Raw genomic sequence first — 13,743 nt, forward strand, 5'->3', positions numbered from 1 at the left:
AAATTATTCCCCTACTGCCGCTTTGATGAACTCGCGGAATAGTGGTTGTGGACGTTGTGGACGCGAGATAAATTCTGGGTGGAACTGAGATGCGACGAAGAATGGGTGATTTGGAATTTCAATCACTTCAATTAATCGACCATCTGGGCTCGTACCAGAGAAAATGAAGCCAGCTGCTTCAAATTGCTCGCGGTATTCGTTGTTGAACTCGTAACGGTGACGGTGACGTTCGTACACTAACTCTTGTCCGTAAGCTTCATATGCTTTTGAACCAGGAATTAGTTTACATGGTTGTAATCCTAAACGAAGTGTACCACCTAAATCTTCAATATCTTTTTGTTCTGGTAACAAGTCGATAATCGGGTATGGTGTAGCTGGATTTAATTCAGCAGAATGAGCGTCTTTTAAATCAAGAATGTTACGTGCAAATTCAACTGTTGCCAATTGCATTCCTAAACAAATACCAAGGAACGGTACGTTGTTTTCACGTGCATAAGCAGTTGCAGCAATTTTCCCTTCAACTCCGCGGTCACCGAAGCCACCTGGAACCAATACGCCGTCAACATCGCTTAACCATTCTGCAACGTTTTCCTCGTTTACGTGCTCAGCGTTAATCCATTTCACTTCAATGTCCGCATCGAATGCAAACCCTGCATGTTTCATGGCTTCTACAACTGAGATGTACGCATCTTGTAATTCTACATATTTACCGACTAAGCCAATACGAACTTTTTTCGATAAATTTTTCACGCGGTCAACTAAAGCTGTCCAATCCGTCATATCCGCTTCAGGCGCATTAATGCCGAAGTGATCTAGGACGATTTGGTCCATATGCTGTTCTTGAAGCGCTAACGGTACTTCATATAAAGACTCCGCATCACGCGCTTCAATTACTTCGCTCGCTTTAATGTCACAGAATAACGCAATTTTATCTTTCATATCTTGTGGTACTTCATGTTCGGTACGCACCACGATGATGTTTGGCTGAATCCCTAAACTACGCAATTCTTTTACGCTATGTTGCGTTGGTTTTGTTTTCATCTCACCTGCAGCACGGATGTAAGGAATTAACGTACAGTGAATGTACATAACATTTTCTGCACCGAAGTCGCCTTTCATTTGGCGGATTGCTTCTAGGAATGGCAGTGACTCGATGTCCCCTACTGTTCCACCGATTTCAGTGATGACCACATCTGCATGTGTTTCTTTTGCAGAACGAACTAAACGTTCTTTAATTTCATTCGTGATATGTGGAATAACTTGTACAGTTCCGCCCAAGTAGTCGCCACGACGTTCTTTTTTCAAGACCGCAGAATATACTTTCCCTGTTGTTACGTTTGAGAATTTGCTGACGTTAATGTCAATGAAACGCTCGTAGTGACCAAGATCCAAGTCTGCTTCGGCACCGTCGTCCGTCACGTAAACTTCCCCATGTTGGTACGGGCTCATTGTACCTGGGTCTACGTTAATGTATGGATCGAATTTTTGAATCGCTACGTTAAGTCCACGATTCTTCAGTAAACGGCCGAGTGAAGCCGCGGTAATTCCCTTACCAAGTGAAGAAACTACGCCACCTGTTACGAAAATATATTTAGTCAAAGCTAACTCCTCCTATTATGGTGTATTTGAAATGAAGTTGGGTGAGGCGTGCTGTTAAAAAGTTCAAGATCGTTTCAAGCTTCGGCTCGATTGTAAGTTTTGAAACTTAGTAAAAACGAGTTTTCATGCTATTTTCGACAACTCTGAACTAATGTTGCGCTTTACACTTGTAAAAACAAAAAAAGCGCCCTCCCTGCAGTGTTTGCAGGGGGAGCGCATTATATAAGCGTTCAATCTCCCTTTTAGGGAGCCCAAGTAAAAGATTAATCTGAATGAACTAAGAAGTCAAGGGTTATTATACTTCGTCTTCTTCGTCTTCTTCATCTTCCTCATCTTCTTCGTCCACGATTTCGAATTCATCGTCTGTATCAAGAAGTTCTTCAGCAGCCACTTCTTCGATTTCTTCTTCATCGTCGTCCTCGTCCAAGTCGAAGTCTTCTTCGCCATCTACGTCTTCAACAAATTCATCGAAGTCCTCTTCGAATGCGATTTCATCATCATCTGAATCATCTTCAAGATCGTCTTCATCCACATCAGCTTTTGCTTTTTTCTTGCGAACTTTTACAGTAGGCGCTGTTTCTTCTTCAATTTGTTCAACAGGGTACCACTCGCGTAGACCCCAACGGTTTTCAGAAATCGCCAGGAAGCGACCATCGATGTTCATATCTGTATAGTACTGAAGCATACGTTCTTTCATTTGAGCTTCAGTAAATTTATTTAATTTTTTGATCTCATCTAGTAATTCTTGTAAAGTCAGAGATTCGTGTTTTTCTTCCAATATTGCATATCCCAAATCGATAAACGATTCTTCACTTAGTTGTTCTGTTGTCATTTCACGAAATTTCAAATCGTGCACGTCCTTTCTACATACGTTGGCATAATAACCATTATATACAAACCTCATTGAAATATGCTACCGTGATTTGTTGTTTTTTGTTTCCCTTATCGTAGTCCACCCGAAATAAAACAAGTAAATCGATAATATCAGTAAGGGAATCGACCCCATTTGCTTGTTATACAAGAAAAATGTCCCGATAAGGCATGCCAAAACCACGACAATATGTATGCTGTTTTTCATTGTGACATCCTCCCAATTCCTCTTGTTCTATTATACCCAATTAAGTTAATAAGTTTATCTTTTTAAAATGGAATTTATGAATATTTTTAATTTTGGCATTGTAAACTTTTATTTGTACTTTTTTAATAAGAGTGGGTATCGGCTCTCATATAACATTACCTTTAAAAAAGAGTTTATGTTCATGAGACTCACAATTATACATTCTTACTAGTTGGCTCATACGAAACCTGCGGCTCTAGCGCAAATGCATGATAAATAGTTAGATTTTTTGAATAAGCCCAATTGTTAATATTTATCCGATTGGAAAACTATGCCATACTAGTAATAAATACATCTTTGATGCAAAGGACCCGATGATGACCAGAAAACTCAAATTATACACCTTAGGACTCTTACTCCTATTGATAGGTTCCCAATACTGGGTTAACTTGAATGAACAAAAAGCGCCACCTTCTCCTGAATGGAGCCGATCATTTCCTACTGATGAACAGGCAAGTGATTATATAAAGCTTCAAAGTGTACCGACTAAAAATGGCTATGCAGTTAGCTTGCTTAATTTTAGACAACTAGATTTATATGAATGTTCATTGACTATGGATTGTGAGAAGGCATGGTCGAATTCAGATTTAAATGCCAAGAAAAATACATGGAGCGATGGAAAAACTTCTTATACTATCGTTGAAGATTCGCTAATCTACTCTACTGAATACGGTAATAATGAAATGATTGCTGACCAGGTTGAGGATTTCACAAAGTCCGACGACACGCTTGTTTATTGGACAACTGATCAAAAAGTGTTCGTTCAGCAAGGTGATGGTGCGGTGATGCCTTTCACCACTGAGAAGCCAGTTTTCACAGCCAAAGTTTTGGATGATCATATTTTCATCGTGACTCGTGACATTCTCACTAACCGGTTCACACTTTACGAAGCTGGTAGTGAATTGGAAGAATTGTTCCAGTTCACCACGAATTCAAGTGAAATCATACAATCGATGACGCTTTTCTCGAAGCCAAACAATCTTTTCGGAATGCTGTTGGATATAGAAATCAATTCCGGTGGTTCTCGACAAAAGTCTATAAGAACGGCCACGTTTGAGTTAACGGAGCAAGAGACACCTTCTTTCTCACAACTTGCTTTTTTCGATAAGAATACCGGCATCAAACTGACAGATGTCCGTTTTCCAAGTATTTTTCTGAGTGAAGCCGATACATATATTTCTTTCACCGCTTCGCATTATGATTCAACTGGCAAAAAAGTGAATCAGGCTTATGTTGGACTTGCTGACAATGAACACATTGAAGCGGCAGCTGCAACGAAAATTGGAGATCTTTATACCAATCCAATTTTACTTAATATAGATACCCTGGCTTATTTCCAGTCAAACGGAACCGTCCAAAAACTCATGTATTCTTCAACTACTGAAGAAAAACGCGCACAGAGTTTAGACGGTCTGGAAGGCGACAATAAAGAAGCACTTTATACCATGTTAACGATCTTGTTTAACGGTTTCGTGATGATGTTGCTGTCTTTCGCCTGGCTTGTTCCGGCACTAAGTATTGGCTATGGCGCACTTGCTTTACTTCATAAATTGCGTAGATCCAATGCCTACTTCATTGCCTTATTGGTGAATACAGTCGCTTTGGTTGTCAGCCAACTTGTCTTGTTCGCAACCGTCTTTAATCCGGAAAAAATCGTTCAGAAAGCTCCTTATTTAACGGAGCTCTGGCAAGTATCGGCAGTAATTATTGTGGCAGGAATAGTATGTTTATTGCCAGTTTTCCTTTCGCGTACAAAAGTGTCGGAAGACAATGGTAATATGCTGATATTGTATACGACGGCTGTTAATTTCATGATTTTATTTTTCCTGATCGGTCCGTATTTTTTATAGGTTATAGGTATGATTTATAAGAGTTAAATGATAATCCCGCTTCCCTGGAGTTGTTCCATGGAACCGGGATTTTCAAATATAGCAAGCTTCTTTCACAGAAAAGAGCCAATGCAGCGATTTAGCGAAATTGCTCCCATTCAGGTTTAAAGATTTAATGGTTTTGTTTTCGCTTCGCTCCTGTTGTGTATAACACTAGTTAGGATGTTTATTCCTTTACGACGGCGGTTTATTCCCTCTCAACCATTTATCTCGACTTATACTCCTCGAAAAATAAAGTGTGAGTCGCCGTAACACCCTATTCTTCATATTCCCAAACAGAAAAGCGACCCACCAAAGTGGGTCGCTTTTTTCGGTTTACATATTACGACGGTATTGGCCGCCTACTTCGTATAAAGCATTAGTAATTTGACCAAGTGAGGCCACTTTTACTGTGTCCATCAGTTGTTCGAAGATGTTGCCGCCTGTTACTGCTACTTCTTTCAGGCGTTTCAGCGCAGCTTCTGCTTCTACAGAATTGAGTTGTTGGAAGGCACGCAAGTTGAGAATTTGCGTTTCTTTCTCCTCTGTTGTTGCACGTGCAATTTCCATGTTGTCAATGCTTTCCGCTGAAGGCGGGTTTGGGTTCAAGTATGTGTTCACACCGATAATCGGCAGTTCCCCCGTATGTTTCAGCATTTCGTAATGCATGGATTCTTCCTGAATTTTTCCACGTTGGTACTGTGTTTCCATGGCACCAAGTACGCCACCACGGTCGTTGATACGATCAAATTCAGAAAGTACCGCTTCTTCCACTAAGTCGGTCATTTCTTCAATAATAAATGCACCTTGTAGTGGGTTTTCATTTTTCGCAAGACCGTGTTCTTTTGTAATGATCATTTGAATCGCCATTGCACGACGAACGGATTCTTCCGTCGGTGTTGTAATCGCTTCGTCATAAGCATTTGTGTGAAGTGAGTTACAGTTATCCTGCAACGCCATCAATGCTTGAAGTGTTGTACGGATATCGTTGAAATCGATTTCTTGCGCATGCAAGCTTCGACCTGAAGTTTGTACATGGTACTTCAATTTTTGGCTACGGTCATTGGCACCGTATTTATCACGCATTACAACTGCCCAAATACGACGAGCCACACGGCCGATTACTGTATATTCAGGATCCAAACCATTCGAGAAGAAGAATGATAAGTTTGGTGCGAAATCATCGATGTTCATTCCGCGGCTCAAGTAATACTCAACATATGTGAAGCCGTTTGCAAGCGTAAACGCCAATTGCGAAATCGGGTTCGCTCCAGCTTCTGCAATATGGTAACCAGAAATCGATACTGAGTAATAGTTGCGTACTTTTGAATCGATAAAGTACTGTTGGATGTCACCCATCATGCGAAGTGCGAATTCCGTTGAGAAAATACATGTATTTTGCCCTTGGTCTTCTTTTAAAATATCCGCTTGAACAGTCCCACGAACGACTTGCATCGTTTTTTCGCGTACTTCGGTGAATTCTTCAACCGTTAACGTGCGACCCAGTTTTTCTTCGTTCAACTTCACTTGCTGGTCAATTGCCGTGTTCATAAACATCGCCAAAATGATTGGAGCAGGTCCATTGATTGTCATTGACACAGAAGTAGAAGGTGCGCATAAATCAAAGCCATCGTATAGTTTCTTCATATCATCAAGTGTACAAATGCTAACGCCTGATTCTCCGACTTTCCCGAAAATATCCGGACGCTCATCTGGGTCTTCTCCGTAAAGAGTTACCGAATCGAAAGCTGTTGATAAACGTTTCGCATCGTCATCTTTTGATAAGTAATGGAAGCGGCGGTTTGTACGTTCCGGTGTTCCTTCACCAGCAAACTGACGTTTTGGATCTTCCCCTTCACGTTTGAATGGGAATACGCCCGCTGTATATGGGAATGAACCTGGTACGTTTTCTTTATAAACCCAGCGTAAAATTTCACCGTAGTCCACGAACTTCGGCAATACAACTTTCGGAATTTTCAGACCACTGAGACTTTCTGTACGTAAGATCGTACGGATTTCTTTATCGCGAACTTGAGTGATGAACTCGTCGCCGGCATAAGCTTCTTTGAGCGCTTTCCAGTTGTCTAAAATGCGTTTTGATTCCGCAGTCAATTCGTCGCGAACACCTTGTGCAAGAGAAGTCAATGACTCGACTAATGCATCGTTCGGTGCTTTTTCGTTGACTGCTACAATCGCACCTTCTAATTGGAACAAACGACGTGCAAATTCTACTTGTTGATCGGACTTTTTATGGTAGCCACGTACCGCATCCGTGATTTCGCGCAAGTAGTAACGACGGTCATTCGGAATAATAACGTTTTGCTTTTGCGTTTTCACAAATTGCTCATACGAAGTTTCCCAGTTCGTTCCGCATACTTCATTTACGCGTGCCACTAAAGCTGCGAATAATGAGTTCGTGCCTTTATCGTTGAATTGACTAGCAATCGTGCCGTAAACAGGCATTGTATCAATACTAGCATCCCATAAGCCGCGGCTGCGTTGGTATTGTTTTTGCACTTGGCGAAGCGCGTCTTCAGAACCTTTGCGCTCGTATTTATTGATGACAATCAAGTCAGCGTAATCAATCATATCGATTTTTTCAAGTTGTGAAGGAGCTCCGAATTCACTAGTCATGACGTACATAGAAACGTCTGCTACGTTTGTGATTTCTGCATCCCCTTGCCCGATTCCACTCGTTTCTACGATGATTAAATCGTAGCCAGCCACTCTGACAACATCCAGTACGTCGCCAATTGCACCTGATAATTCAGTACGAGAACCACGTGTTGCCAAACTGCGCATGAAGACACGTTTGTTGAAGATTGCATTCATACGAATACGGTCGCCAAGCAATGCCCCACCTGTTTTTTGTTTTGTAGGATCAATAGATAGAACCGCAATTTTTTTATCCGGTAATTCCGATAAGAAACGACGAATCAATTCATCTGTCAAAGAAGATTTACCAGCTCCACCTGTACCTGTGATCCCGAGTACTGGCGTTCCTTTAGAAAGTCCGCGTGCTTTTTCTACTAATGCTTTTGCTTCAGCATTTTCATTGTTTGCGCCATCTTCAGCCACACTGATTAAATGTGCCAACACTTCAGGATGGTCCGTATCAACTTGAGCCAATTGCTCTACAGCGTTATTTGCTTCCACAGCTTTATCACAGTCTTCTACCATGCGATTGATCATACCTTGAAGACCTAGTGTACGGCCGTCTTCTGGTGAGAAAATCCACGCGATGCCGTAATCATGAAGTTCCTTAATTTCTTTTGGAATAATTACACCACCACCACCACCGTAAATGCGGATATGTGGAGCTCCTCTTTCAGCAAGTAAATCGTACATGTATTTAAAGTATTCAACGTGTCCACCTTGATAAGATGAAATCGCAATACCGTGCGCATCTTCTTGAATTGCCGCGTTCACAACTTCTTCCACTGAGCGGTTGTGCCCTAAATGAATGACTTCAGCACCTGTTGATTGTAGGATGCGACGCATAATGTTGATTGACGCATCATGCCCATCAAATAGACTTGAAGCCGTCACGAAACGTACGTGGTTTTTTGGACGATAAATTTCCACTGTTGCTGTCATGCTGTTCCCCCATTCCCTTGTATCCCTTGTAAGAAAAATGTTGTTTGCTGATCAATGAACTGTTCGATGGTCAGATCACGGTGGAGTCCCCAACGTCTGAAAGACCACATCTGACCTTGAACCACGATATGGTGTGCTGCCAATTTTACGGCATCTTGAGACAGTTGAATTTCACCCGATTTGCGGCAAGCATGAAGAATGTCTTCAAAAATTGCTACCATCTCGAGTTCTTTTTTCAATACATATTGCAGTGCATCTTTTGGCAGGGATTTTGATTCCTGGTACATAACCATGAACTCATCCTGCATTTCATCAATAAGCAAGTAATAGTGACGGATGGCTGTTTTCAAGCCATCCAGTGTACCAGCTTGCGTTGGAAGAGCTGTAAGACGTTCCTGCACTTTTTCGTAAATGCTGTCACACACTAAATACAATACGTCTTCTTTCGTACGGATGTATTCATAAAGTGTGCCGATGCTGAATCCTGCTTCTTTTGCGATTTCACGAGTCGTGGTGCGATGAAAGCCCTTTTGTTTAAAGAGCGCGACAGCCCCCTGAATCATTTGATTCCGGCGTTTAGAAATTAGGCTTTCATCTTTCACAGACGACTGGACTTCGCGCTTGGGCTTCATTTGCGTCACGACTTACTTCGTCAACATACGAGAAATAACAAGACGTTGAATTTCTTGAGTTCCCTCGTAGATTTGTGTGATTTTCGCGTCGCGCATGTAACGTTCCACTGGATAGTCTTTCGTATATCCGTAGCCACCGAATACTTGAACAGCTTCCACTGTTACTTTCATCGCTGTATCCCCTGCCATTAATTTCGCCATCGCTGATTCTTTCCCGTACGAATGACCGTTTGATTCCAACCAAGCTGCTTGGTACGTCAATAAACGTGAAGCTTCGATTGATGTTGCCATGTCAGCCAATTTGAAAGATACCCCTTGGTTCGCAGCGATTGATTTACCGAATTGAACGCGTTCTTTCGCATATTCTACTGAAGCGTCGAGTGCACCTTGAGCGATACCAACAGCTTGTGCTGCAATGCCGTTACGTCCTCCATCAAGCGTCTTCATTGCGATGATGAATCCTTCGCCTTCTTCACCTAGCAAGTTTTCTTTTGGGATGCGGCAGTTGTCGAAAATGATTTCCGTTGTTGGTGATGAACGGATGCCGAGTTTCTTTTCTTTCTTCCCAACTGAGAAGCCTTCGAAATCAGCTTCAACGATGAATGCACTTGTACCTTTATGTTTTGAAGTTGGATCCGTTACTGCAAATACTACATAAATGTCAGCAATTCCACCGTTTGTGATGAAGATTTTCGAACCATTCAACACATAGTGATCGCCATCAAGTTTAGCTGTTGTTTTCATGCCGCCTGCATCAGAACCCGAACCAGCTTCTGTTAAACCGTAGCCACCAATTTTTGTTCCTTCAGCCATTGGACGAAGGTATTTTTGTTTTTGTTCTTCGTTACCGTATTTGAAAATCGGCCATCCAGCTAAAGATGTATGAGCTGAAAGTGTTACACCCGTTGATGCACAAACGCGTGAAAGTTCTTCTACTGCGATACAGTAAGCAAGGTAATCTGAACCGATTCCTCCGTACTCTTCAGGCCAAGGAATCCCTGTTAATCCTAGCTCTGCCATTTTATCGAAAATTTCACGGTCAAAGCGTTCTTCTTCATCACGCTCTGCAGCAGTTGGTGCTACTTCTTTCGTCGCGAAGTCACGCACCATTTTACGAATCATTTCATGTTCTTCTGTTAGTTTGAAGTTCATTTTCTATTCCCCTTTTAAGTGAAATTAATATATAAGATTTGTTAACTATAAGTTGATTTTTATCAAAACGAGGGAATCTGCTCCCTTTCCGCGGACGAACTTCCTTGCCTCCTCGGGCCAACAGGATGTTGGTCACAAAGGCGTTGCCACACGAGGTGGCGTTCTTAGCCTTCGTTCCTTTGTCTTCGCTGTAGGGTCTTGGCAGTCCGTTTTCCCGCAGGAGCACAAGCTTGTCGCAGATTCCTTTACTATCAACAAAATAATCGCCAATATTTTAGTAGTCTTTATTTCAGTAAGTGTTTCCCGATTACTAGTCGCTGGATTTCAGATGTGCCTTCGTAAATTTCGGTAACTTTCGCGTCACGGAAATAGCGTTCTACTGGATAGTCTTCTGTGTAGCCATAACCACCAAATACTTGAACTGCTTCGATGGATGTTTCCACTGCGGTTTTAGAAGCGAATAGTTTTGCCATTGACGCTTCTTTTCCACAATTTATGCCGCGTGAACGTAAATCTGCCGCGCGATAAACCAATAATTTAGATGCTTCGACAGCTGTAGCCATGTCCGCGATTTTAAAGCCTACACCTTGTTGTGCTGCAATCGGTTTACCAAATTGAACGCGCTCTTTTGCATATCCAACTGCAGCCTCGTATGCTGCTTCCGCAATTCCTAAAGCCTGTGCTGCAATTCCGATTCGACCAACATCCAAGTTTGCCAAGGCAATTTTAAAGCCTTCGCCTTCTTGACCTAATAAGTTTTCAACCGGAACTCTCATATCTTCAAATGTTAGCTGAACTGTACGTGAACCGTGCAAGCCCATTTTGTGTTCATCTTTACCGATAATCAAGCCCGGTGTGTCTTTATCGACGATGAAAGCAGATATCCCTCTCGAACCTTGCGTCGCATCCGTTGAAGCAAACACAATATAAACGTCAGCTTCTCCACCGTTTGTGATGAAAACTTTTGAACCGTTAATTTTATAATGTTCCCCGTCTTTAACTGCTTTTGTTTTCATAGAGCCTACGTCTGATCCTGCTGATGGTTCAGTTAAGCAAAATGCTCCTAAATATTCTCCAGCCGCTAATTTCGGAATATACTTTTGTTTTTGCTCTTCGTTTCCGAAATACAAAATCGGATTCGTCCCAACAGATGTATGTACTGATAAGATAACGCCAACTACAGCACTCACTTTTGATAATTCATGAATCGCAATTATGTAGCTTGTGAAGTCCATTTCAGATCCACCGTACTGCTCTGGAATGGTGATTCCCATCAAGCCTAACTCCGCCATTTTATTTAAAACTTCACGTGGAAATTCACCTTGTTCCATTCTTTCAATGAATGGTTCAATTTCCGTTTTTGCAAAGTCACGTACCATATTGCGCATCATTAATTGTTCTTCTGTAAATTTCAATTCCATTGATGAAACCCCCTATTCGTACTCGTAAAAACCGCGACCTGTTTTCTTACCTAACCAGCCAGCTTTTACATATTTTCGAAGCAATGGACACGGACGATATTTGCTGTCGCCGAAGCCGTCATGCAGGATTTCCATAATGTACAAACAAGTATCCAGACCAATGAAATCAGCTAATTGCAGAGGTCCCATTGGATGATTCATTCCAAGTTTCATGACATCGTCAATGGCTTCTTTCGTAGCCACACCTTCGTACAATGTATAAATCGCTTCGTTGATCATTGGCATAAGAATGCGGTTAGAAACGAATCCTGGGAAGTCGTTTACTTCAACAGGCACTTTATTAAGTTTTTTCGTCATTTCTTCGATGCTTGTGTAAACTTCGTCCGTAGTTGCAAGTCCACGAATGATTTCAACCAGTTTCATAACTGGTACCGGATTCATGAAGTGCATGCCGATTACTTGTGCCGGACGGTTTGTCGCTGCAGCGATTTCCGTGATTGGTAGAGATGATGTATTTGAAGCCAAAATTGTATGCTTCGGTGTAATTTCATCAAGTTGTTTGAAAATCTTTTGTTTGATTTCCATGTTTTCGACTGCCGCTTCAATCACTAAGTCAACGTCCGATGCATCGTTTAAGTCTAGTGACTTTGTGATGCGAGAAAGTACTTGCTCCTTCTCACCTTCTGTCATGCGTCCTTTTTCAACATTGCGTGATAAGTTTTTCGTGATTGTCATAAGACCGCGTTGGAAAAATTCTTCTTTCATGTCATTCAGTTTTACGTCGAAGCCAGCTTGTGCACACACTTGTGCAATTCCTGACCCCATTTGACCTGCTCCGATTACGAGTACTTTTTGAATTGTCATCTTGTTGTCCTCCTCTATACGTTCACACTGTTTAAATTAAGCTTTAGGCACTTCAATCATGATGGCATCGCCTTGACCGCCACCAGAACAGATAGCTGCGATTCCGATTCCGCCACCGCGGCGTTTCAACTCGTAAGCCAAAGTTAAGATAATACGAGCTCCACTCGCTCCGATTGGGTGTCCAAGTGCTACTGCTCCACCATTTACATTGACTTTCGTTTCATCCAGGTTCGCGATTTGTGCAGATGCCAAAGCTACTGCTGCAAATGCTTCGTTGATTTCGAACAAGTCGATGTCTTCTAATGTTTTGCCTGTTTTTTCTAAGATTGCATTGATAACAAGACCCGGTGTTTGTGGGAAGTTTTCTGGCTCAATTGCAACTTCCGCGTGACCGATGACATAAGCAAGAGGTGTCTTGCCTTCTGCCTTCGCTTTATCTTCGCTCATCAACACAAGTGCCGCAGCTCCATCATTTACACCAGGTGCGTTACCTGCTGTGATGCTACCCTCTTTGCCAAATACCGGTCTTAATTTTGATAAAGATTCGACTGATGTATCACGACGGGGTGCTTCGTCTTGTTCAATTTTCAATGTGTCACCTTTACGTTGTGGAACTTCCACTGGCGTAATTTCTTCAGCGAATGTTCCGTTGTCGATTGCTTTCAACGCTAAATCATGACTGCGGAATGACCATGCATCTTGCGCTTCGCGAGACAACGCGAATTGCTCAGCTGTTGTATTGCCGTAGGTGCCCATGTGTACACGTTTCGGGTTGAATGAACATGAAAGTCCGTCATAAATCATGCCGTCTATCATTTGTGCATCGCCCATGCGTAACCCGAATCGACCTTTAGGCAAATAATACGGAGCGTTTGACATGGATTCCATGCCGCCTGCAACGATTGTTTCTTCTTCACCTAAACGGATTAATTGATCTGCTAACGTTACTGCGCGCATACCTGATGCACACACTTTGTTGATTGTTTCTGTTTTAACGCTCCAAGGAAGGCCTGCTTTTGTAGCTGCCTGACGAGAAGGAATTTGCCCTTGCCCAGCTTGCAAAACCGTACCCATGATGACTTCATCCACTGATTCTGGTGCAACGCCTGCACGGTTCAATGCTTCTTTGATGGCTACTCCACCTAAATCGCTTGCAGTAAGTGAAGAGAGTGCACCTCCCATTTTCCCGAATGCTGTACGTGCGCCATCTAAAATAACTGTTTTTGTCATGATTGTTGCCTCCTTTGAATGTATACGCTTACAGTTTTGTTTTTTTAAAGAATTGCGACAATTTATTATGTGGATCTGTTGGTTATTTTTGGTTTCGTCCACTCGTGATGAGTTTCTGTCCATTCGTTGAGTGTTTTCGTCCACTCGTGATGATTTTTTGATCACTCACGGAGTGTTTATGACCGTTCGCGATCGGTTTCTATCCATTCGGCTTTTTCTGGTATTGTCGCAGTAACTATTTGCTCCTGCGGTTACTCGTCGCA

9 protein-coding genes are annotated in these 13,743 nt (G+C 42.2%); 1 reads left to right on the forward strand and 8 read right to left on the reverse strand.

Annotation, left to right across the window (positions count from 1 at the left end; translation table 11 throughout):
- Positions 1 to 3 precede the first annotated feature (3 nt).
- Positions 4 to 1,599 (reverse strand): CTP synthase, encoded by a 1,596-nt coding sequence (locus HMPREF1210_RS08675; RefSeq protein ID WP_016428283.1) that lies wholly within the window; start codon positions 1,597 to 1,599, stop codon positions 4 to 6.
- Positions 1,600 to 1,894: 295 nt separating this feature from the next.
- Positions 1,895 to 2,446 (reverse strand): DNA-directed RNA polymerase subunit delta, encoded by a 552-nt coding sequence (rpoE, locus tag HMPREF1210_RS08680; protein WP_016428284.1) that lies wholly within the window; start codon positions 2,444 to 2,446, stop codon positions 1,895 to 1,897.
- A gap of 632 nt (positions 2,447 to 3,078) precedes the next feature.
- Between rpoE and HMPREF1210_RS08685 the strand changes: the two genes are divergently transcribed.
- Positions 3,079 to 4,566, forward strand: coding sequence for a hypothetical protein (locus tag HMPREF1210_RS08685; RefSeq protein WP_231391069.1), 1,488 nt, complete (start codon positions 3,079 to 3,081; stop codon positions 4,564 to 4,566).
- A 354-nt stretch (positions 4,567 to 4,920) separates the two neighbouring features.
- Here the strand turns inward: HMPREF1210_RS08685 and icmF are convergent, their stop codons facing one another.
- From icmF to HMPREF1210_RS08715, 6 genes are all read right to left on the reverse strand, one after another.
- On the reverse strand, positions 4,921 to 8,181 hold the full coding sequence (icmF, locus tag HMPREF1210_RS08690) for a fused isobutyryl-CoA mutase/GTPase IcmF (protein WP_016428287.1): 3,261 nt from the start codon (positions 8,179 to 8,181) through the stop codon (positions 4,921 to 4,923).
- A complete protein-coding gene (locus tag HMPREF1210_RS08695) occupies positions 8,178 to 8,813 on the reverse strand; it encodes a TetR/AcrR family transcriptional regulator (protein WP_036659863.1) in 636 nt (211 codons plus the stop codon). The genes icmF and HMPREF1210_RS08695 overlap by 4 nt, the downstream gene beginning before the upstream one ends.
- A 12-nt stretch (positions 8,814 to 8,825) precedes the next feature.
- Entirely contained in the window at positions 8,826 to 9,965 is a 1,140-nt protein-coding gene (locus tag HMPREF1210_RS08700) for an acyl-CoA dehydrogenase (RefSeq protein ID WP_016428289.1), read from the reverse strand.
- Between the two features lie 284 nt (positions 9,966 to 10,249).
- Positions 10,250 to 11,386, reverse strand: coding sequence for an acyl-CoA dehydrogenase (locus HMPREF1210_RS08705; protein WP_016428290.1), 1,137 nt, complete (start codon positions 11,384 to 11,386; stop codon positions 10,250 to 10,252).
- A 12-nt stretch (positions 11,387 to 11,398) separates the two neighbouring features.
- Entirely contained in the window at positions 11,399 to 12,250 is an 852-nt protein-coding gene (locus HMPREF1210_RS08710) for a 3-hydroxybutyryl-CoA dehydrogenase (RefSeq protein WP_016428291.1), read from the reverse strand.
- A gap of 36 nt (positions 12,251 to 12,286) precedes the next feature.
- Complete coding sequence (locus HMPREF1210_RS08715) at positions 12,287 to 13,480, reverse strand: acetyl-CoA C-acetyltransferase (RefSeq protein WP_016428292.1); 1,194 nt, start codon at positions 13,478 to 13,480, stop codon at positions 12,287 to 12,289.
- Between the last annotated feature and the right edge of the window lie 263 nt (positions 13,481 to 13,743).

The organism is Paenisporosarcina sp. HGH0030, from assembly GCF_000411295.1.
Classification (GTDB): domain Bacteria; phylum Bacillota; class Bacilli; order Bacillales_A; family Planococcaceae; genus Paenisporosarcina.